Genomic DNA, 20,601 nt, shown 5'->3' with positions numbered 1-20,601 from the left:
GATCTGCATCACCCGATCTTCGGCCCCAGACCGTTCGGACTGCACGGCATTCCCGCGTCAGCGCCCGAGCGCGGTCGTTCCGCCGCGGAATTCTGCGGATTCCACGACGTCAATGCCTTCGAGGTATTGATCCATGCGTTCTACGTGTTGGACGCGGACGAGGCGTCATTCCTAGGGTCATCGCATGACCACTGACACCTCCCCCGCCCCCGCCACCGGGGCGCCCTCCGGAACGGCCCAGCGCGTCCTGCGCGTCGGGCCCGTGAACCCCACCGTGGCCGCGGCCCTCGACGCGGAGTTCGGCGCCCTGGTCCTTCCCGAAGACCCGGGTGAGCGGGAGACCTTCCTGGAGGACCACGGTGAGGAGATCCGGGTCGCGGTGTGTTCCGGACGCATCGGCGTGGACACGGAACTGATGCGCCGCCTCCCCGCGCTGGAGGGCATCGTCAGCTTCGGCGTGGGCTACGACTCCACCGACGTCGGCCAGGCCGCGGAACGGGGCATTCCGGTCAGCAACACACCGGAGGTGTTGAACGACTGCGTGGCGGACACCGCCGTGGCCCTGTACCTGGACACCCTGCGGAGGGTCTCGGCCTCGGACCGCTTCGTGCGCTCCGGTCGCTGGGCGGCCGGCGAGGGCTTCCCGCTGACCACCCGGGCCACCGGCCGCACCGTGGGCATCCTCGGCCTGGGCCGCATCGGTGCCGCGATCGCCCATCGGCTGGAGGCCTTCGGCTGTGCCATCCACTACCACAACCGGCGCGAGCGTCCAGGGTCGGGATACACCTACCAGCCCTCCGTCCGTGAACTCGCCGAGGCGGTGGACGTGCTGATCGTGGCGGCGTCCGGCGGGCCGGAGAGCGCGGGTCTGGTGGGTGCGGCCGAGCTCAGGGCCCTCGGCCCCCAGGGTCACCTGGTCAACATCGCCCGAGGGACCGTCGTGGACGAGTCCGCCCTGGTGGCCGCCCTGGCGGACGGCACCATCGCCGGCGCCGGGCTGGACGTCTACGCGGACGAGCCCCACGTGCCGGAGGCGTTGCTGGAGATGGACCAGGTGGTGGTCCTCCCCCACGTCGGCAGCGGCACGCACGAGACCCGGGCGGACATGGCGCGGCTGGCCCTGGCCAACCTGCGCCAGTTCCTCACGGACGGCACGCTCGTCACCCCGATCTCCTGATCACCCCGATGTCCTGATAACCCCGATGTCCTGATAACCCCCGGGAGGGAACCGTGAACATCATCGTCGCCATGACCGCCACCCCAGAGGCCGAGGCCGCCGCACGCACGGCGATCGACGAAGCGGCGCTGCGGGGAGCCGACGTCGTCCTGCTGCCGGAGGATCCCGCGGACGGCGTGGCACCGCCCGCCGGCCTCGCGGCCCACGCCGAGGCCCGTGGCGTCGGCCTGACGACGGCGTCCGTGCCCGAGGGCGCGGACTTCGGCGACACCCTGATCGACAGCTCCTATGCCACGGACACGGCAATGGTGGTGATCGGCCTGCGCCGCCGGTCCCCCGTCGGCAAGCTGTTCCTGGGCTCGGCCTCCCAGCGCATCCTGCTGGAGGCCGGCTGCCCCGTCCACGCCGTCAAGGTCCGCGTCGGTCCGCGCCGCTGATCCGCGAGGCGCCCCCTAGGATGGGCGCACGGGCGGAAGGACGACGATGGACGGCACTCATCAGCTACCCGCGGTCAACGGGGTCCGCGAGGTCAAGTCGGCCGCCAGGACCATCGAGATCCTCGAGCTCCTGGCGGAGCGCGGCAACGCCCCGGTCACCCTCCGCGACCTCTGCGAGCGCATGGGAGCTCCCCGCAGCAGCGTCTACGCCCTGCTGCGCACCCTCGTGGAGGCCGGCTGGGTGCGGACCGATCCGCTGAACGCCGAGTACAGCATCGGCATCCGCGCGCTGCTGGCGGGCACCACCTACCTGGACACCGACCCGATGCTCCAGAGGGTCCGCCCCGTGCTGGCCGACGTGGGCCGGCAGCTCGGCGCCACCGTGAACTTCGGACGGCTGGACGGCCAGGACGTCGTCTACCTGGCCACGTGGGAGGCCCCCGGACGGGAACGGAGCACCCCGCGGGTCGGCCGCCGGCTGCCGGCCCATGCCACGGCCATCGGCCAGGCCGTCCTGAGCACCCTCGAGGATCCCGCCTCGCGGTGGCGGCCGCCGCTGGCGCGGTTGACCGAGGCCACCGTGACCGATCCGTCGCACCTGCTGCGGCTCCTGCACGTCACGCGGGAACGCGGCTATGCCCGCGAGGACGGGCAGAACACGCCGGGCGTCGCGTGCGTGGCCGTGCCGCTGGCCCCGCCGGCCGAGGGCGGAGCATCCCTGGACGGGCTCTCCGCGTCCTTCCGGAGCGCCGCCCTCACGGCCTCCCTGGAACGCGAGGCGGCCGTGGTGCTGCGGGAGGCAGCGGCGAGGTTCACCGCCGCCTCCCGCTGAGACGGGACTGGGACGGGGACTACCGCGACCGGTAGTTCGGGGCCTCCACGGTCATCATGATGTCGTGCGGGTGGGACTCCTTCAGTCCGGCCGGGGTGATCCGGACGAAGCGGCCGTTCCGCTTGAGCTCACCGATGGACCGGGCGCCGGTGTAGAACATGGTCTGGCGCAGGCCGCCGACGAGCTGGTGCACCACGGCGGACAGCGGGCCGCGGTAGGGCACCTGGCCCTCGATGCCCTCCGGGATCAGCTTGTCCTCATCCGGCACGTCCGCCTGGAAATAGCGGTCCTTCGAGTAGGAGCGCTTGCCCGACCGGGTCTGCATGGCCCCCAGGGAGCCCATGCCGCGGTAGGCCTTGAACTGCTTGCCGTTGTAGAACACCAGGTCTCCCGGCGACTCGGCGGTGCCGGCCAGCAGGGAGCCGAGCATCACGGAGTCGGCGCCGGCGACCAGCGCCTTGCCGATGTCACCGGAGTGCTGCAGGCCGCCGTCGGCGATCAGCGGGACCCCGGCCGGGATGGTGGCCTTGGCCGCCTCGTAGATGGCCGTGATCTGCGGGACCCCGACGCCGGCCACCACGCGGGTGGTGCAGATCGAACCCGGGCCCACGCCCACCTTCACGGCGTCCGCGCCGGCGTCCACGATCGCCTTGGCACCGGCGTAGGTGGCGGCCTGGCCGCCGATGATGTCCACGTGCTGCGAGGCCGGGTCCTTCTTGAGGCGGGCGATCATGTCCAGCACGCCCTGGGTGTGGCCGTTGGCGGTGTCCACCACGAGCACGTCCGCACCGGCCTCGACCAGCGCCATGGAACGCTCGTAGCCGTCGCCGAAGAAGCCCACGGCGCCGCCCACGCGCAGCCGGCCCTCCTCGTCCTTGGCCGCGTCCGGGTACTGCTCGGCCTTGTCGAAGTCCTTGACGGTGATCAGGCCCTTGAGCCTGTTGTGGTCGTCCACCAGCGGCAGCTTCTCGATCCGGTGCTCGGAGAGCAGCCGGACGGTCTCCTCACGGGAGATGCCGACCTTCGCGGTGATCAGCGGCATCCGGGTCATCGCCGACTCCACCGTGCGGTGCTCGAACTCGGCACGCGGGATGAAGCGGGTGTCCCGGTTCGTGATGATGCCCAGCAGGGTGTCCGAGGCGTCCACTACCGGCAGGCCGGAGACCCGGTACTGGGCGCACAGATCGTCCCAGTCGGCGAGGGTGGCGTCGGGGCCCACGGTCACCGGGTCGGTGATCATGCCGGACTCCGAGCGCTTGACCCGGTCCACGTGGGCGGCCTGGTCCTCGACCGACAGGTTGCGGTGGATGATGCCCAGTCCGCCCTGGCGCGCCAGGGAGATGGCCAGCGGCGCCTCGGTGACGGTGTCCATGGCCGCCGAGACCACCGGGATGTTCAGGGTGATGCGCTTGGTCAGCCGGGTGGAGGTGTCCGCGTCGGCGGGGATCACGTCGGTGGCGTTCGGGAGCAGGAGGACGTCGTCATACGTCAGTCCGACGAAGCCGAAGGGATCGGCGGCGGTGGCCACCGGGTCGTCGGAGGGGCCGGAAATCTGTGCACTCACGGGCGGGGGGCCTTTCGGTCAGCGGGTTGCCCCCTAGTCTAGGCCCGCGGCAATGGTTGACGCCTTGAGTTCGCTCACACGCGGAATGGCCACCCCCCCTGCGACGCCCGTCACGCAGTCGTCACACGGCGCAACAGCATTATCCGCCCGTGGTATGGCGGTCCTACCCTTTTCCGGTGACGACTTCCACCAGCACCGCACCCACTCCCACCTCCCGGCGGCTGCCCGCCTGGACGACCAGCTTCGGCGTCCAGATCCTCGCAGCCCTGGTCCTCGGTCTCGCCCTGGGCCTGCTCGCCCGCTCCATGGGCCACACCGAGGAGACGCCCACCGGCCTCGGCGCCACCCTGCAGGTGATCGGCTCCAGCTACGTCTCCCTGCTGAAGACCACCGTCATCCCGCTGGTGTTCTTCGCCGTCGTCGCCTCGATCGCCAACCTCGCCAAGGTGACCAACGCCGCCCGGCTCGCCGCCAAGACGCTGCTGTGGTTCGCCATCACCTCGCTCATCGCCGTGGTCGTGGGCCTCGTCATCGGCGCCGTGCTGCAGCCCGGGGTCGGCACCGGCCAGCAGGCCCCCGAGGGTTACGAGGGCAAGACCGGCAGCTGGTGGGCCTTCCTGCAGGGCCTGGTCCCCTCGAACTTCCTCGGGCTCTCCGCCACCACCACGGCCGCCGAGGACGGCACCCTGTCCACCTCCGTCAGCTTCAACGTGCTGCAGGTGCTGGTCATCTCCATCGCCGTGGGCATCGCCGCGCTGAAGCTCGGCGCCAAGGCCCAGCCCTTCCTGGACTTCTCCGCCTCCATGCTCGAGGTCATCCAGAAGGTGCTGTGGTGGATCATCCGCATCGCCCCGATCGGCACCGTCGGCCTCATCGGCAACGCCGTGGCCAGCTACGGCTGGGACACCATGGGCACCCTGGCCAAGTTCGTGGTGGCCATCTACATCGGACTGGCCCTGGTGCTGCTCGTGGTCTACCCGATCCTGGCCAAGGCCCACGGGCTGTCCGTCCGGCAGTACTTCACCGGGATGTGGCCGGCCTTCCAGATGGGCTTCGTCTCCCGGTCCTCGATCGGGACCCTGCCCGTGACCCAGCGCGTGGCCGAGCGCAACTTCGGCGTCCCGCGCGGCTACGCCTCGTTCGCCGTGCCCCTGGGCGCCACCACCAAGATGGACGGCTGCGCCGCCATCTACCCGGCCATCGCCGCCCTGTTCGTGGCCCAGTTCTTCGGCCTCGAGCTGGGCTGGACGGACTACCTGCTGATCATCCTGGTCTCCGTGCTGGGCTCCGCCGCCACCGCCGGCACCACCGGTGGCGTGGTCATGCTGACGCTGACCCTGTCCACGCTGGGCCTGCCGCTGGCCGGCGTGGGGCTGCTGCTCGCCGTCGACCCGATCGTGGACATGGGGCGAACCGGCGTGAACGTGGTGGGCCAGGCCCTCGTGCCCGCGCTGGTCTCCAAGCAGGAGGGCGTCCTGGACGAGGAGCGCTACAACGCCTCCCGGTCCGGTGCCAACCTGCTCGCCGATGACGAGGACGCCCTGGAGGCGGCGGATGCTCCGGCGTCCGGGACCTCCGGGACCGGTGGGCCGGCCGACGATTCCGCGCTCGAGCCCACGCGCACCCGCTGAATCGGGTTCGGCGGGGCCGGGGCCGCTGGGCCCCGGCCCCGCACCACCGGACCCCCTGAGCCGGGGGCCACTGCGCCGGCACCCCTCACCGGACCCCGCTGAGCCCGTGGCCACTTCGCCGGCGCCGGCGAGCAGCACATCATCTCAGAATGGACATGTCCCCCGTGGATCCACGGGGGACATGTCCATTCCGTCATGGTTTCGGGGCTCTCCGGGCCGACCGCAGGGGGACACACACCCTTAAACACGACGTGGCATCCCCCGCATCTGCGGGGAATGCCACGTCGTCGGTGTCAACGCCCGAGGGCGTCAGCGGCTGCGGTGGACCGAGCCGCCGCCGAGGTCAGGAGATCAGTCCTCGTCCTCGTCCTTCTTGTCCGCCACCAGGGTCTCGGTGGTCAGCACCAGCGCCGCGATGGAGGCGGCGTTGGCCAGGGCGGAGCGGGTGACCTTGACCGGGTCGATCACGCCGGCGGCCAGCAGGTCGCCGTACTCGCCGGTCTTGGCGTTGAAGCCGTGGTTCGGCTCCAGCTCGGCCACCTTGGCGGTGACGACGTAGCCGTCCTCGCCGGCGTTCTGGGCGATCCAGCGCAGCGGCTGCACCAGGGCCTTGCGGACGATGTTCACGCCCGCGGCGGCGTCACCGGACAGGGCGGTGACGGACTCGTCCTGGTCCAGCACGGACAGCGCGTTGATCAGCGCGGTACCGCCGCCGGCCACGATGCCCTCCTCGAGGGCGGCACGGGTGGAGGCCACGGCGTCCTCGATGCGCTGCTTGGCCTCCTTGAGCTCCACCTCGGTGGCGGCGCCGACCTGGATGACGCCCACGCCGCCGGCCAGCTTGGCCAGGCGCTCCTGCAGCTTCTCACGGTCCCAGTCGGAGTCCGTGGCCTCGGCCTCGGCCTTGATCTGGGCCACGCGGGCGTTCACGTCGTCGGCCGAGCCGGCGCCGTCCACGATCGTGGTGTTGTCCTTGGTGACGGTCACGCGGCGGGCGGTGCCGAGCACCTCGAGGCCGACCTGGTCCAGCTTCATGCCGAGGTCCGGGGAGACCACCTGGGCGCCGGTGAGGGTGGCGATGTCCTGCATCATGGCCTTGCGGCGGTCGCCGAAGCCCGGGGCCTTGACGGCCACGACGTTCAGGGTGCCGCGGATCTTGTTGACCACGAGGGTGGACAGGGCCTCGCCCTCGACGTCCTCGGCGATGATGAACAGCGGCTTGGAGGCCTGCAGGACCTTCTCCAGCAGCGGCAGGAACTCCTGCACGGAGGAGATCTTGCCGGAGTTCAGCAGGATGTAGGGGTTCTCCAGGACGGCTTCCTGGCGCTCGGCGTCGGTCACCATGTACGGGGACAGGTAGCCCTTGTCGAACTGCATGCCCTCGGTGACCACCAGTTCGGTGGAGGTCGTGGAGGACTCCTCGATGGTGATGACGCCGTCGGTGCCGACGGTGTCGAACGCGCGGGCCAGCAGCTCGCCGACGGTGTCGTCCTGGGCGGAGATGGCGGCCACGTTGGCGACGTGGTTGCCGGAGACCTCCACGGCGTTCTCGGACAGGCGCTGGTCGATGGCGGCCACGGCCACCTCGATGCCCCGCTTGACCTCGTTCGGGGCGGCACCGGCGGCCACCTGGCGCATGCCCTCGTTGACGAGGGCCTGGGCCAGCACGGTGGCGGTGGTGGTGCCGTCGCCGGCGACGTCCTGGGTCTTGGTGGCCACTTCCTTGGCCAGCTGGGCGCCCATGTTCTCGTACGGGTCGTCCAGCTCGATGTCACGGGCGATGGTCACGCCGTCGTTGGTGATGGTGGGTGCGCCCCAGGCCTTGTCGAGGACGACGTTGCGCCCCTTGGGGCCGAGGGTGACCTTGACCGTGTCGGCCAACTTGTCGATGCCGGCCTGCAGTGCGCGGCGGGCCTCATCGTTGAAGGCAAGCTGCTTCGCCATGAACGAAGCTCCTTTCGGGTGTGGACGGCGGCTCCGGGCCCGGCCGGGCATCCGGTCGCCGCGTCGAGGTGAAGGTGGGGGGCCGGCGTCGCGCCCTCCCGCGGCCCTGGGGCCGGAAGGTCACGACGTCGGCGCTGACGCGATCAGGCCCGGCCGGCTGGAGTGCCTGGCCGGGCCTGGTGCGTCAACCGGACGCGGTGCCGTGCGGGGGCACGGACCGGGTCCGGTGGAAGATCACTTGGTGACGATGGCCAGCACGTCGCGGGCGGACAGCACGAGGTAGTCCTCGCCGCCGACCTTGACCTCGGTGCCGCCGTACTTGGAGAAGAGCACGACGTCGCCCTCGGCGACATCGACCGGGATGCGGTTGCCGTTGTCATCGACACGGCCGGCGCCGACGGCCACGACCTGGCCCTCCTGCGGCTTCTCCTTGGCGGTGTCCGGGATCACCAGGCCGGAAGCGGTGGTCTGCTCGGCTTCCAGCGGACGGACAACAATGCGATCCTCAAGGGGCTTGATGGAGACAGACACGTCTGTACTCTCCTTCTCTGTGGTGGGCCAGACCACGGGGGTCCGACCGGCGTCAGTGGATTCTGCTGTGCGCCGTAGGCTGGCCAACCGTCGTCGCGGGTGCCGGATGGCAGGTCCTTCAGGCTTGGCACCCGGTGCCCCGGAGTGCCAGAAATGACTCTAGGACGAGGCTTAGCACTCGGTCAAGGCGAGTGCCAGTCGTGTCCCCGGGAGCCGCGCGGAGCGCCGGTCCGCGACCCGGCACGCGGCCAGGACTCTGGCCGCACCCGGTCACGGGCTGACACAATGGAGGGGACGCGATCGCCCCGGCCTGCCGGGCCCCGGACGGCCGCGGGTTCCGCCGCTCCGCTGATCACGGGAGGACCATCGTGTCCCTGCACGGCCCGCAGGACGGGCCCCTCGCCACCACCCCCCGATCCGCACGCCCCCGGCCGAGGCCCCGGGCGCTGCGCCGCGCCTCGCTGATGCTCGCCGCCTCGACCGCGGTCCTGGTCCTCGTGACCGCCTGCACCGGCGGGCCCGCCGAGCCGCCCACCTCCGGCTCGCCATCCGGCACGGCTCCCGGTACCACCACGCCCTCCCCCACCGGCTCCGGCGCGGAGACCGTCACCGTGGAGCACGCCCAGGGCACCACCGAGGTCCCGGCCGATCCCGGGAAGGTCTTCGTCTTCGACCTCGGGGTCCTGGATTCCCTGAACGCACTGGGCATCCAGCCCGACGGCGTGCCGGATGCGCCCTACCCCGAGGAGCTGCAGTCCGTGGCGGACGGCGCGGAGGTGCGAGTCGGCTCCCTCACGGAGCCTGACCTGGACGTCATCGCCGAGGAGGAGCCGGACCTGATCATCATCTCCGCGGCGACCGCGGACGCGTACCCCGAACTGTCCGGGATCGCCCCGACCATCGACCTGTCCGTGGACCCCGCGGAACCGATGGAGTCCTTCACCCAGAACGCCACCGCCCTGGGCGAGGTCTTCGGCCGGGAGATGCAGGTGCAGGCCGCGCTCCGCGAGATCGAGACGAAGATCGAGGATGCCCGGGTGACGCTGAAGGACGCCGGGAACACCAACGGCCTGGTGGTGATGACGGGATCCGGCGAGATCACGGCCTTCGGCCCGGAGTCCCGCTTCGGCCTGATCCACGACGTGCTCGGCGTGCCCAGCGCCACCCCGGTGATGGGCGAGGGCCCGGACGGCGCTCCGGCCTCCCCCGAGTTCATCGCCGACGCCGACCCGGACAACCTGTTCGTCATCGACGAGGACGCCGCCCTCGGCCGGCAGGGAGCCACCGCCGAGGACGTGCTGGACGACGACCTGGTCAGCGGCACGAAGGCGGCCCGGAACGGCAAGGTCATCTACCTCGATCCCGCGGACTGGTACCTCGTCGGCTACGGCCTGGACAACCTGCACCGCATGGTCAACGAAGTCGTCAACCACGTGGCCACGGCGTCCCCCACCGGCCTCGGACGGGACGCCTCCGGCACCTGAGCCGGCGTGCCGGTCGCGCCGGACCGTCAGGCCGTCAGGCCGGGGTGACCTCCACGGCGACCCGTTCCTCACCGATCCGCGTCAGCACGAGCGTGGCGTGCCGGCCGGGTGACTTCGAGCCCCGTGACGACGTCGAACCCTTCGCCCCCTTCGAGCCCTTGCCGGACATGAGCTGGCGTCGCAACTCCTCCGGGGTGACGGCCATCCCGCGCTTCTTGATGTCCAGCCGGCCCACCCCGGTCTCCCGCACCCAGCGCCGCAGTCCCTTGACGTTGAAGGGCATCACCGACTCGATCCGGTAGGCCCGCGCGAACGGCGACGCCACCGGCTCGTCGGCCCGGAAGTAGGCGATGTGCTCATCGAGCAGTGCCCCGCCCTTCGACGCGAAGTCACGGTGGATCAGGTCGGCCACCAGCCCGGCCCGGATCACGGCGCCGTCCGGTTCGTAGAGGTATCCGGTCAGGGCCTCCACGCCGCCGACCGGCACCTCGGGAGAGCCGCCGAAACGGGTCCCCGCGGTGAGCTCATGATGGCCGCCCCGGCCTCCCGCCGCCGTCGTGCCCGCCCCGGGACCGGACATGACCAGGGCGCTGCGGCGCACGCCGTCCCGGGCGAGGGCGTTGAACCACAGCACGGCCTCGGTGACGTCCCCGTCCACGGAGACCCACTGCGCCTCGCAGCCGGCGGGCACGGACTCGTGCGGCAGGCCGGGGCCGAGCTTCACGCCGACGGCGGCGCCGCGCGCGGCGAGGGACTCGACGAAGGACAGCGGCGGGGAGAACGCCTCCGGGTCGAACACCCGGCTGGACCCGGAGGTGGAGAGCACCCGGCGGGCAGGGTCTAGCCAGTAGCCCCCGGGCTCGGTGCCGTTCGCCTGCGCCGCGGCCACCCAGTCCTGCGCGTCCGCGCTGACCACGGTGGCGTGGGGGAAGGGCATGAGGTTGATCGTCGCCGCCGCGGCCACCGTCTCGTCCCGCTCCACGGCGGTCACCTCGAGGTCCAGCGCCGCCATGGCCATGGCGTCCGCCCCGAGGCCGCAGCCCAGGTCCGCGACGGACCGGATCCCGGCGCCGGCGAACCGCCCGGCGTGCACGGCGGCCACGTTCATCCGCGTGGCCTGTTCCAGGCCCGCCCGGGTGAAGACCATGTGCGCGGCGAAGGGGCCGAACTTGGCGGCTGCCTGGTCCCGCAGCTTCAGCTGGGTCAGCACGGCCGAGACGAGTTCGGGGGCATGGCCCGCGGCGCGCAACCGGGTGGACATCGCCAGCGCCTCCGACTCCCGGTAGCCCTCGAGGGAGTTCAGCAGCTGCCAGCCCTCCGGGGTCAGGACGGGGGCCAGGACGGTGACGTCCCGGCTGCCGGTGGGCGCCGCTGACGACGACGGCGGGGCACCGCCCGCAGCGGGCTGCGGACCGGACGGTGCGGGCGAGGACGAGGAGGAGGAGGCCACCCGTCCACGGTACCGGCGGTACGCTGGAGACATGTCCCGCCGTCCTGAGTCCCGCCCGCCCGCGCCCGGCTCCGCACGGGGGTTCCGGGAGGGCCTGGACCCGGACCGCGACTGGGACGGCGCCCCCGGATTCGACCTCATCGGCCGTTTCGAGGACGGCCGGGACGGGGACCTGCGCGAGGACGATGACGGGACCGGGGCCGTGGAGCCCGTCGGCGACGACGACGGGACGCGGCCGGCGCCGCTGTGGTGCAAGGTGCTGCTCTACGCCTCGATGGGCGTGGGCGTGGTCGCCGCGCTGCTGCTCATCATCACCGTGGTCGCCCAGGTGTTCGTCGCCGGGACCTTCACGCTCGGGGGCGGGGACATGCTCTCGGACTCGGAGACCGCCCAGGCCGTGCGCCGGGACGTCGTGTGGGTGCCGCTGACCGGCCCGCTGGTGGCCCTGGGGGTGGCCTTCGCAGGGCTGTGCGTGGCGTCCCTCGGCATCTTCCGGGCCCGGCGACGGGACTGAGCCGGTCCTTCTGCGACGTTCTGAGACGCCGCGAGACGCATAAGCGTACAAGCGGCTTGCTTAATTCGGTTAGGCGTGCCTTACTAGGATGCGACCGTCCTGGAAGGATCCCCATGAGTTCGACTCCGCGCACTCCCCCGACGTCCGCCTCGTCCGTCCCCGCCCTGCGTTCCGCCCACGCCCGCTCGCTCACGCGCCGCATGCTCTCCGGCGAGGGTGCCGTCGAGCTCACGGCCTACCGTGCGGGCGAGACGCTCTCCTCCGCGGTGCACGGAGTGTCCCGCACCGGACAGCTGGTGGTGGCGGACATCCCGAACCTCTTCCATTCGCTCGGCGCGTTCCACACCCCCGAGGACATCGAGGTGCGGGTGGACATCGTCAAGGACGCCGCGGACCACGGCCTGAACCTGCGGCTGGCCTCCGTGCACCTGCTCGGCACGCTGCGCTGGTGCCGGGACACGGCACAGGTGGAGGCCCTGGGACTGCAGGGGCGCGTGGCCGACCTGGTCCACGACGTCGGACCCCGCGTGCGCGTGGGCGTGGTCACCACCGAACGGGTCCTGCTGCACGACTGCTCCGGCGTCAACGCCCACGGCGAGGCCGTCCTCGTGGAGGCCTCCGCCGCGCCGTCCCCGGCCGACGCCCTGGCCGATGCCGTCCTGGCCACGGCGCCCCAGCTCCTGGCCAACGTCGCCGACGCCGTCCTGGACGGCGAGATCGCCGGCTGGGCGGAACCCCTGGACGTCCCCGCCACGGAGGACCTCACGGTCGACCCCGTGCACTGCGTGGACGTGGACCACCATTGCGTGTCCCTGGCGCGCTTCGCCGGAGACCAGGGCTGGGTCGTGCAGGTGCCGCTGCCCTCGCCCTCGGAGGCCTCACCCCTGCAGGACAGCTCCCGGGCCTGGCATCACCTGCTCGGCTCCCTGCCCGCGCGGCTCACCGCCGACCTCGCCTCCTGAACCGCCGGGCCCACCACTGTGGCCCCGCACGCCAAGGCCCCGGCCCGTGGAGCATGGACTGCTCCCCGGACCGGGGCCTTGGCACTGCGTCACCGCGGGACGGTGGGCACACGGACTCCCGGGCTGCGCGCGGCAGCTCAGGCGACGGTGTAGGTGGCGCAGGTGGCGGTGTCGGTGACCTCGATGCCCTCAGCGGAGCACATCAGGTCGCTGTTGAACGTGCATTCCAGGCGGTGGCAGGCGCCCACGCTGCTGGCCTCGGAGGTGACGGGACGGCGGGCATCCAGCTGCACGAAGGTCCCGCAGGTGGGCTGGGACTCGGAACCGGCCACGGTGATGGCCAGGGCGTTGCAGTTGTGCTCGGCGTTGAAAGAACAGGCGGTGGTGGCGCAGGAGCGCACGGCGGAGGTCATGGTGCTACATCCTTCGGTCCAAGCTCGGACGCTGGTGCCCGGGCGTTGGATTAAGAATACGCCGACCCTGGAAAGCCGCAAGCAAGGCGAACCTTAAGATATTCTTAAATACGTCAAATCGCCATAGGCAAATTCGGGAAATGGTTCATTCGGACTCGCCAGCCCGGCCGCCGGTGTCGATCAGTAGTAGACCGCCAGGCGGCTCTCCGGACCGTCGATGACCGAGACCGGGGTATTGAACACCCGGGTGAGGACCTCGTTGGTGATGATCTCCGCGGGCGGGCCGAACTCGGTGACCTGGCCGTCGTTGAGCGCCAGGATCCAGTCGGCGTAGCGGGCGGCGAAGTTGATGTCGTGCAGCACGATCACCACGGTGCGGCCCAGCTCGTCCGCGGCCCGCCGCAGCTGCTTCATCATCTGCACGGAGTGCTGCATGTCCAGGTTGTTCAGCGGCTCGTCCAGCAGCACGTAGTCGGTGTTCTGGGCCAGCACCATGGCCACGTAGGCGCGCTGGCGCTGGCCACCGGAGAGCTGGTCGAGGTAGCGGTTCTCCAGCGGTCCGAGGTTCAGGAAGTCGATGGCCTCGGAGATGTGGTGCTCGTCCTCCTGCGTCAGCCGCCCCTTGGAGTACGGGAACCGTCCGAAGCCCACGAGCTGGCGCACGGTCAGCCGGGTGATGAAGTGGTTCTCCTGGCGGAGGATGGACAGGATCCTGGCCACGGCCTTGGACGGGGTGTTGATGATGTCCTGGCCGGCCACCTCGATCCGCCCCTCGTCCACCTGCAGCAGCCGGCCGATCATGGTGAGGATGGTGGACTTGCCGGCCCCGTTGGGACCCACGAGGGCCGTGATGCCCCCCGCCGGGAGCTCGACCGAGATCGGCCCGATCGTGGCCTCCTCGCCGTAGTGCTTCGTGACGCCTTCGAGGGTGATCACAACCGGCCCTTCCTGAGGATGACGATGAGGAACACGAGTCCCCCGACGAGTTCGATGATGATGGTCACGGCACCGGCCGCGTAGAAGATGTTCCGCAGCACGAAGTAGGCCCCGGAGAGCACGGTGTAGCCGATGAGGAAGGACACGGGCAGGACCAGCCGGTGGTCGTAGGTGTCCGTGAACTGGTAGGCCAGCGTGGCCACGAGGAACCCCAGGAAGGTCATGGGGCCCACCAGCGAGGTGGTCATGGCCATGAGGATCGAGACCAGCGTCAGCACGATCATCGTCTCGCGCCGGTGGTTCAGGCCCAGGTTGTTCGTGGCGTCCCTGCCCAGCGCCAGGACGTTCAGCCGGTGCGCCCGGCTCCAGAGCAGCCCGGCGCACACCAGCACGATCGGGATCGCATAGGGCAGGTACTCGCCCTGGGCGTTGGAGATGTTGCCGAACAACCGGGCGGTCAGCACGTCGAACTCGTTGGGGTCCAGCACGCGCTGCATGAAGGTGGACAGGGCGCCCATGCCGCCGCCGAGGACCACGCCGACCAGGAGCATGATGTGCATGTTCCCGAAGCGCCCGGACAGCAGCCAGCTGTAGAGCAGCACCGCGAAGGCCACCATCAGTCCGGCCTGCAGGAAGAACTGCCCCACGCCGACCACCATGGTCACGCCGGCCACGCCGAAGAAGAACACGGCGGCCGTCTGCACCAGGACGAACAGCGACTCGAAGCCCATGATCGACGGGGTGATGATGCGGTTGTTGGTGGCCGTCTGGAAACTCACGGTGGCGAACGCCTGGCACGCGGCCACCACGAGCATCACCACGATGCTCTCCACCCGCATCTGCGCGATCAGCCAGAAGCCCCGGGAGCCGAACTCCATCGGGTTGTCATAGGCCAGGTTGCCGAGCGTGAACAGGGCGGCGGCCACCACGAGCCCGCCCACCAGGGCGAGGTAGCGCACCTTCGCCCTCCGGGAGCCGAAGGGCCCGGAGTGCCGCGGGGACGGGGTGGTCCGGGCGGGGCCACCCGGCGGGGTGGTCCGACCCGGCGGTGTCTTCCGGCCCGGCGGGGTGGTCCGGGCGGGCCCGACGGCGGCCGGCCGGCCCGTGCCCATCCCACCGGCGCGCGCGACCGGGTCGGCGACCGGACCGGCCGCGGTGAGTTCCGGCGTCGTGCCCCGGCGCGGGTACCCGGTGAACGGGGCGGGGGTGACCGCGGGGATGCTGAGCTCAGACATGCTTGCGCCTCCTGACGAGCAGGCCGATGAAGACGACGGCGCCGACCACGCCGAGGATGAGGGAGACCGGGACCTCGAAGGGCATGATGACGGTCCGGCCGATGATGTCGCAGACGGTGACCACCCAGATGCCCACGAGGCAGACCCAGGGCAGGTTGGTGCGCAGGTTGTCCCCCCGGAACAGGGAGACCACGTTGGGCACGATCAGGCCCAGGAAGGGCAGGGCCCCGATCACCACCGTGACCACTCCGGTGACGATCGCGATCATCGAGACGCCGGTCAGCAGCACCGCGGTGTAGTTGAGCCCGACGTTGGTGGCGACGTCCCGGCCGAGGCCGGCGACCGTGAACCGGTCGGCGAGGACGAAGACGAGCACGGCCACGGCCAGCACGATGAACAGCAGCTCGTACCGGCCCCGCACCACGCCGGTGAAGCTGCCGGCGAACCAGATGCCCAGTTGCTGGAGCATCTCGGTCTGCAGCGCCACGTAGGTGGACAGGGCGCCCACGACGGCGCCCAGCATGATGCCGATGATCGGCACGATCAGCGAGGACTTCAGCGTCACCCGCTGCAGGAAGAGGAAGAAGACCACAGTGCCGACGAACGAGAACAGGATGGCGCCGACCATCCGGTCCATGATGGTCGCGTTGGGGATCACGATCATCGTCAGCAGCAGCCCCAGCCCGGCCCACTCGGTGGTGCCGGTGGTGGTGGGCTCCACGAAACGGTTCTGGGTCATGAGCTGCATGACGAGCCCGGACATGGCCATCGCGGCGCCGGCCAGGACCAGGGCGATGGTCCGGGGCACGCGCGTGATGAAGAACATCTCCCACCCCCCGTCCGCGGTGGTGATGTCGTAGACCCCCACGAACAGGGAGACCAGGACCAGCCCCAGCGTCAGGACGATGCCGGCCAGCAGGGGCCAGGCGGTACGCCAGCGGCCGTCCAGAGGACGGGCGCCCTCCTCGGGCAGCCCCTCGGTCCCCCCGGGGTTGGCGGTCTGGTAGCCCGCCCCCAGGGGCGCCGGTTGCGCCTCGGGATCCGGATGCTCGTAGGCAGTGGTCACGGTTCGTCCTGTCCACGGGGCCCGGTGCAGACCGGGGTCCCCAGATCGTGGCACAGCCCGGATGCGTCGATCCGGCAGGGTGAACCCTGCCGGCCGCATCCGGGCCGTGCTGCGGGTGAGGTCCCACCACAGGGCGCCCCTCGCGATCACCGCGGGGCGCTCGGGCCGGTGGGACCGGTCACCACGCGATGGTTACTTGCCCTCGAAGGCGTCCGCGAGGTCGGTGAGGAAGGTGGTGTAGTTCTGGATGTCCTCGACCACGTAGAAGTTCTCGGGCATGTAGACGATGTTGCCCTCCTTGACGGCGGTCACGTCCTTGAGCGCCTCGGAGCCCTCGATCAGCTCGGCGGCCGGGGTGAACTCCTCGCCGTTGCGACCGGCGGTGGCGGCGTCGCGGTCCATGACGATCAGCCAGTCCGGGTTGGCCTCGGCAATGGCCTCGACCGAGATGTCGTCACCCTGGTGGTTGGTGGAGCCCTCGCGGTCCAGGGCGGGCTTGAGGTCGAGCATGTCGAACACCGGGCCGATGGCGCGGCCGGTGGAGGGGGCGGCGTAGGACAGGTCGCCGCCGGAGGCGATCAGCCCCACGACGGTCTCCTCGGCGGGGTAGGCCTCCTTGGCGCGCTCGATGGAGGCGTCGAAGTCGGAGATGAGGGTCTCGGCCTCGGCCTGCTGGCCGAAGACGTCGCCGAGCAGGGTGGTCAGGCGGCGCAGCTCCTCGTCGAGCGGCTTGCCCTCCGTGACGTTGGTGTCCACCAGGGCGGCGTCCTCGGGGATCAGCCCGGCGATGTCACCCTTGAGGTCGCTGAAGCGCTGGCCGTTCAGGACGAGGTCGGGCTGGGCCTCGACGAAGCCCTCCATGTTGGGCTCGCGGTGGCTGCCCAGGTCGATGACGCCCTCGGTGGTGGGGTAGGAGACGATCTCCTTGTCCATCAGCGGCAGGGGGCCGGCGGCGAGCTCGACGCCCCAGTCGTCCAGCGTGCGGAAGATCCGGTTGTCCGTGGCCACGATGCTCTCGGCGGGCATCTGGACCGTCACCGTGTCACCGGCCATGTCGGTGACCTCCTGCGGACCGGCCTCGGCCGAGGTCGACGAGGACGCCGAGGCAGAGGCAGCGGCCGGGGCGGAGGACTCGGTGGAGCCGGACGTGGCGCCTCCACAGGCGGTCAGCGCGAACGCCGCGGTCGAGACGAGGGCAACCAACCCGAGGCGGCGGTTCTTGATCTTCATGCGTAGGTTCTCCTAGGGAAGTCCGACGGCCTCACTGCCGCTCGGATCCTGCTTTGGTAAGGCTTACCTTAGACGAATAGATCACTCGGACAGGCCGTTATTCACAAATGTGTCGCGGATCATAGGCGCGCTGACGTGCCCGGCGGTTCGCAGCCCGCCTCAGCACCCCGTCCCGGCCGGCCACTCCCCCACGTCCACGGGCAGCGCCCCGGGGGCCTCGGCCGTGCCGGTGAGCACGTCCACGAGTGCCTCGAAGGCCCCGGGAGTGCGGCCGTAGAGGGCGATCAGCGCCCCCTCGTCCGGTACGGCGGAGGATGCCAGACCGAAGGGCGCGTCCAAGGCGACCACCACGTCCCCCCGCCCCGCGCCGCGGGCCGTGCCCACCAGGTTCACCACGGGCCCCGAGCCCACCGTCAGCCCCGCGGCCCGGGCGGCCTCCGTCAGGCGCGCGCGGTCCCTGGCGTCTCCCCCGGTGACCTGCAGCGAGTCCCCGAGGAGAGCCTCGCCGCACGTGCCCTCGACCACCGTGACCGCCGCGGCGGAGACCGCCCGGGAGGCCTGGGCCGCCTCTGCCCTGGCCTCGTCGTCCCCGGTCCCGTCGTCCCCGGTCCCGTCGTTCCCGGTCCCGTCCGCCTCGGTCCCGTACGGTGACCCCACCGCGGAGAGCTCCTCGGGCGTGGCCGCCTCGAGCTCCTGGCCCAGCCGGTCCCGCCACATCAGCATCGTCACCACGCGCCGTGCCGCCTCCTCGAGCCGGTCCCGGGGCACCTCGCCGGACTCCACCGCCTCGATGATCGCGTCCCGGGCCCCCGGCACCGAGGAGGGCATCAGCAGCAGGTCGGCCCCGGCCGCGAGCGCCCGCACGGGCGCCTCGTTCGCGCCGTACCGTTCCACGAGCGCGCCCATGTTGAGTGCGTCGGTGACCACGACGCCGTCGTAGCCCTCCTCCGAGCGGGCCCCGGTGCCGTCCGGGCTCGCCCCGAGCCCGCGGAGCGCCTCGTAGGCGGGTGCGGACACCGACGACGGCACGTCCGGTTCCAGCTCCGGGACGATGACGTGCCCCATCATGACCATCGGCGTGTACTGCCCGCCGGAGACCAGCTCGCGGAAGGGCAGCCAGTCGCGCTGGTCCAGGTCCGCCACGGCGGCGTCCTGGACCGGGGCGGTCACGTGCGAGTCGTCCGTGACGGAGCCATGGCCCGGGAAGTGCTTCGGCGCCGGCAGCATTCCGGCGCCCAGCAGGCCGGCGCTGGCGGCGGCGCCGAGGTCGGCGACCACCTGCGGGTCGCCGGAGAAGGACCGGGCGCCGATGGCGGGGTCCTCGGCCCCGATGGTCACGTCCACGCTGGGCGCGAAGTCCACGGTGAATCCCAGCTCCGCCAGGTCCCGGGCCATCAGGGCGTGGCCGTCCCGGGCGAGCCGGGTGGCGTCCGCCTGCCCGGCGGCCCCGGCACCGTAGCTCATGGGGGTGGGCCACTCGACCAGGGGCTCCTGGACGCGCGCCACCAGTCCGCCCTCCTGGTCCACGCTGATGATGCCGCCGTGTTCCCGCCCCTCGCTCAGGGCCTCCCGGGTGTCGTCCAGCCGTCCGGCGAGCGCCGTCACGTCGTGGGTGCCGTCGGCGGCCACCGGCACGGCGTCGCCCATGACGATCACCCCGCCGAGGTGCAGGTCCTTCAGGGAGGCCGGGTCCGTCCCCGCCGCGCCCAGCTGGCCGACCAGGACCTGTCCGGCCTGGTCCTCCACGCTCATGCCGGCGACCGCCTCAACAGCCGCCTCCTCGAGGTCCGGACCGGGACCGCCCAGGGCCACCTGCAGCGCGCTCTGCTCCGGCTCGGCCGTCGCCGCGTCCTCCGGTGGCGTCGTCCCGGTCCCGTCCGGTCCGGGCTCGTCCGGTCCACCCCCCGGCGGGGTGGTGCACGCCGTGACGGCGAGCAGGACGACGCCGGCCACGGCCAGGGCGCGCGGGCCCCGGATCCGTGCGGGCGGTCGTGGGGCGGTCGGGGACTGCGGTGCGGTGATCACCCCTCCATGCTAGGGATCCCGGGCCGGGGACCGGTGATGACCGGAACCCCTGCGCACGCCCCTAGGATGACTACTGCCCGCCGTCAGCACCTGACAGGAACCACCATGCACCTGCCCTTCGCACGCTCAGCGCAGTCGACCCTCGGCGTGGAGTGGGAGCTCGCGCTCGTCGACGCCCACGACGGCACCCTGCGGCCGGTCGCCGAGGAGGTGCTGGCCGGCGTCGCGGACCAGGCGGGACTGCACCTGGGCCAGGAGCACCCGCACATCAAGCCGGAGCTGCTGCTGAACACCGTGGAGCTGGTCACGGACGTGTGCACCACGGTGAACGAGGCCGTCGGCCAGTTGCGCCAGTACGCGCGGAAGCTGCGCGAGGTGACGGGACCGATGGGCGTGGAGCTGTACTGCCAGGGCTCCCACCCGTTCGCCCAGCCCACGGACGAACCCGTGACCCCGGCGGACCGCTACGGCAAGCTGATCGACCGCACCCAGTGGTGGGGCCGGCAGATGCTGATCTACGGGGTGCACGTGCACGTGGGCCTGGACGACGTGACCAAGGCGATGCCCGTGGTGGACGGCCTGGTCAACTACGTGCCGCACTTCCTGGCGCTGTCCGCCTCGAGCCCGTTCTGGGCCGGCGTGGACACCGGCTACCAGTCCCAGCGCACCCTGATGTTCCAGCAGCTGCCCACCGCGGGCCTGCCGTTCCAGTTCGCGGACTGGGCCGGGTTCGAGCGGTGCGTGGCGGACCTGACGCACACCGGCGTGATCGACGACGTCACCGAGTGCCGCTGGGACGTGCGCGCCGTGCCCCGGCTGGGCACGGTCGAGATGCGGGTCTGTGACGGCGTGGCCACGCTCGAGGAGATCGCCCCGATCGCCGCCCTGACGCAGTGCCTGGTGCAGGACTTCTCGGACACCCTCGATGCCGGGGGCACCATCCCCACCATGCCCCCGTGGCACGTGCAGGAGAACAAGTGGCGCGCCGCCCGCTACGGGCTGGACGCCATCATCATCCTCAACGCCGCCGGGGACGAGATGCTCGTGACCGACCACCTGCGCGCGGAGCTGGTTCGCCTGGCCCCGGTGGCCGAGCGGCTGGGGTGCGCCGCGGAGCTGGCCTCCGTGGAACACCTCCTGCGCGACGGCGGCACCCCGGCCCGCCAGCGC

The 20,601-nt window shown here is 71.4% G+C and carries 18 protein-coding genes; 8 read left to right on the top strand and 10 right to left on the bottom strand.

Annotation, left to right across the window (positions count from 1 at the left end):
• Positions 1-184 precede the first annotated feature (184 nt).
• Genes Q0283_RS03980 through Q0283_RS03970 form a run of 3 tightly spaced genes read left to right on the top strand, consistent with a single transcriptional unit; the run spans position 185 to position 2,446 of the window.
• A complete protein-coding gene (locus Q0283_RS03980) occupies positions 185-1,177 on the top strand; it encodes a 2-hydroxyacid dehydrogenase (RefSeq protein WP_298043174.1) in 993 nt (330 codons plus the stop codon).
• A 53-nt stretch (positions 1,178-1,230) separates the two neighbouring features.
• Positions 1,231-1,614: a universal stress protein gene (locus Q0283_RS03975; protein ID WP_298043172.1), complete on the top strand. Its 384-nt coding sequence runs from the start codon at positions 1,231-1,233 to the stop codon at positions 1,612-1,614.
• A gap of 46 nt (positions 1,615-1,660) precedes the next feature.
• Positions 1,661-2,446 carry an IclR family transcriptional regulator gene (locus Q0283_RS03970; RefSeq protein WP_298043170.1) on the top strand — a complete coding sequence of 262 codons (786 nt, stop codon included), beginning with the start codon at positions 1,661-1,663 and terminating at the stop codon, positions 2,444-2,446.
• 19 nt (positions 2,447-2,465) lie between these two features.
• On the opposite strand, the gene guaB is transcribed toward Q0283_RS03970, so the two are convergent.
• Positions 2,466-4,010: an IMP dehydrogenase gene (gene guaB, locus Q0283_RS03965; protein WP_183527346.1), complete on the bottom strand. Its 1,545-nt coding sequence runs from the start codon at positions 4,008-4,010 to the stop codon at positions 2,466-2,468.
• Positions 4,011-4,186: 176 nt separating this feature from the next.
• On the opposite strand from guaB, the gene Q0283_RS03960 reads away from it, so the two are divergent.
• The gene (locus Q0283_RS03960; RefSeq protein ID WP_183527348.1) at positions 4,187-5,641 is read left to right on the top strand and encodes a dicarboxylate/amino acid:cation symporter; all 1,455 of its coding nucleotides are present in this window, start codon (positions 4,187-4,189) and stop codon (positions 5,639-5,641) included.
• Between the two features lie 351 nt (positions 5,642-5,992).
• On the opposite strand, the gene groL is transcribed toward Q0283_RS03960, so the two are convergent.
• The gene (gene groL / locus Q0283_RS03955) at positions 5,993-7,585 is read right to left on the bottom strand and encodes a chaperonin GroEL (RefSeq protein ID WP_183527350.1); all 1,593 of its coding nucleotides are present in this window, start codon (positions 7,583-7,585) and stop codon (positions 5,993-5,995) included.
• A gap of 234 nt (positions 7,586-7,819) precedes the next feature.
• On the bottom strand, positions 7,820-8,116 hold the full coding sequence (groES, locus tag Q0283_RS03950; RefSeq protein WP_010144201.1) for a co-chaperone GroES: 297 nt from the start codon (positions 8,114-8,116) through the stop codon (positions 7,820-7,822).
• 368 nt (positions 8,117-8,484) lie between these two features.
• Between groES and Q0283_RS03945 the strand changes: the two genes are divergently transcribed.
• Positions 8,485-9,600 carry a siderophore ABC transporter substrate-binding protein gene (locus Q0283_RS03945; protein ID WP_183527352.1) on the top strand — a complete coding sequence of 372 codons (1,116 nt, stop codon included), beginning with the start codon at positions 8,485-8,487 and terminating at the stop codon, positions 9,598-9,600.
• A 34-nt stretch (positions 9,601-9,634) separates the two neighbouring features.
• Here the strand turns inward: Q0283_RS03945 and Q0283_RS03940 are convergent, their stop codons facing one another.
• Positions 9,635-11,083 carry a THUMP-like domain-containing protein gene (locus Q0283_RS03940; RefSeq protein ID WP_255459462.1) on the bottom strand — a complete coding sequence of 483 codons (1,449 nt, stop codon included), beginning with the start codon at positions 11,081-11,083 and terminating at the stop codon, positions 9,635-9,637.
• Here Q0283_RS03940 and Q0283_RS03935 point away from each other — a divergent pair.
• The gene (locus tag Q0283_RS03935) at positions 11,082-11,564 is read left to right on the top strand and encodes a hypothetical protein (RefSeq protein ID WP_298043162.1); all 483 of its coding nucleotides are present in this window, start codon (positions 11,082-11,084) and stop codon (positions 11,562-11,564) included. The genes Q0283_RS03940 and Q0283_RS03935 overlap by 2 nt on opposite strands.
• A 113-nt stretch (positions 11,565-11,677) precedes the next feature.
• Positions 11,678-12,526, top strand: a complete 849-nt coding sequence (locus Q0283_RS03930) for a hypothetical protein (RefSeq protein ID WP_183527356.1) — start codon at positions 11,678-11,680, stop codon at positions 12,524-12,526.
• 137 nt (positions 12,527-12,663) lie between these two features.
• Here the strand turns inward: Q0283_RS03930 and Q0283_RS03925 are convergent, their stop codons facing one another.
• The 6 genes from Q0283_RS03925 to Q0283_RS03900 all read right to left on the bottom strand — a co-directional run bounded on the left by Q0283_RS03925 (position 12,664) and on the right by Q0283_RS03900 (position 19,431).
• Entirely contained in the window at positions 12,664-12,939 is a 276-nt protein-coding gene (locus Q0283_RS03925; protein ID WP_183527358.1) for a DUF1540 domain-containing protein, read from the bottom strand.
• Between the two features lie 180 nt (positions 12,940-13,119).
• A complete protein-coding gene (locus Q0283_RS03920) occupies positions 13,120-13,875 on the bottom strand; it encodes an ABC transporter ATP-binding protein (RefSeq protein ID WP_183527360.1) in 756 nt (251 codons plus the stop codon).
• Positions 13,872-15,110, bottom strand: a complete 1,239-nt coding sequence (locus Q0283_RS03915; RefSeq protein ID WP_183527362.1) for an iron chelate uptake ABC transporter family permease subunit — start codon at positions 15,108-15,110, stop codon at positions 13,872-13,874. Before Q0283_RS03915 ends, Q0283_RS03920 begins: the two co-directional genes overlap by 4 nt.
• The gene (locus Q0283_RS03910; protein ID WP_255459652.1) at positions 15,103-16,059 is read right to left on the bottom strand and encodes an ABC transporter permease; all 957 of its coding nucleotides are present in this window, start codon (positions 16,057-16,059) and stop codon (positions 15,103-15,105) included. Before Q0283_RS03910 ends, Q0283_RS03915 begins: the two co-directional genes overlap by 8 nt.
• 309 nt (positions 16,060-16,368) lie before the next feature.
• A complete protein-coding gene (locus tag Q0283_RS03905; protein ID WP_183527364.1) occupies positions 16,369-17,406 on the bottom strand; it encodes a siderophore ABC transporter substrate-binding protein in 1,038 nt (345 codons plus the stop codon).
• A 159-nt stretch (positions 17,407-17,565) separates the two neighbouring features.
• Positions 17,566-19,431, bottom strand: coding sequence for a glycoside hydrolase family 3 N-terminal domain-containing protein (locus Q0283_RS03900; RefSeq protein ID WP_324590489.1), 1,866 nt, complete (start codon positions 19,429-19,431; stop codon positions 17,566-17,568).
• Between the two features lie 105 nt (positions 19,432-19,536).
• On the opposite strand from Q0283_RS03900, the gene Q0283_RS03895 reads away from it, so the two are divergent.
• The coding region (locus tag Q0283_RS03895) for a glutamate--cysteine ligase (protein WP_298043155.1) at positions 19,537-20,601 on the top strand (1,065 nt) is incomplete at its 3' end.

It is taken from the genome of uncultured Citricoccus sp. (genome assembly GCF_937871995.1).
Lineage (GTDB): Bacteria > Actinomycetota > Actinomycetes > Actinomycetales > Micrococcaceae > Citricoccus.
This window is presented reverse-complemented; position numbering and strand designations above follow the sequence as displayed.

Excerpts from the sequence above, each read along its gene's own strand:
- Q0283_RS03935 (WP_298043162.1), top strand. The coding sequence starts at position 11,082 with ATGTCCCGCCGTCCTGAGTCCCGCCCGCCCGCGCCCGGCTCCGCACGG.
- Q0283_RS03940 (WP_255459462.1), bottom strand. The coding sequence starts at position 11,083 with ATGTCTCCAGCGTACCGCCGGTACCGTGGACGGGTGGCCTCCTCCTCC.
- groL (WP_183527350.1), bottom strand. The coding sequence starts at position 7,585 with ATGGCGAAGCAGCTTGCCTTCAACGATGAGGCCCGCCGCGCACTGCAG.
- Q0283_RS03930 (WP_183527356.1), top strand. The coding sequence starts at position 11,678 with ATGAGTTCGACTCCGCGCACTCCCCCGACGTCCGCCTCGTCCGTCCCC.
- Q0283_RS03915 (WP_183527362.1), bottom strand. The coding sequence starts at position 15,110 with ATGTCTGAGCTCAGCATCCCCGCGGTCACCCCCGCCCCGTTCACCGGG.
- Q0283_RS03980 (WP_298043174.1), top strand. The coding sequence starts at position 185 with ATGACCACTGACACCTCCCCCGCCCCCGCCACCGGGGCGCCCTCCGGA.
- Q0283_RS03970 (WP_298043170.1), top strand. The coding sequence starts at position 1,661 with ATGGACGGCACTCATCAGCTACCCGCGGTCAACGGGGTCCGCGAGGTC.
- Q0283_RS03925 (WP_183527358.1), bottom strand. The coding sequence starts at position 12,939 with ATGACCTCCGCCGTGCGCTCCTGCGCCACCACCGCCTGTTCTTTCAAC.
- Q0283_RS03905 (WP_183527364.1), bottom strand. The coding sequence starts at position 17,406 with ATGAAGATCAAGAACCGCCGCCTCGGGTTGGTTGCCCTCGTCTCGACC.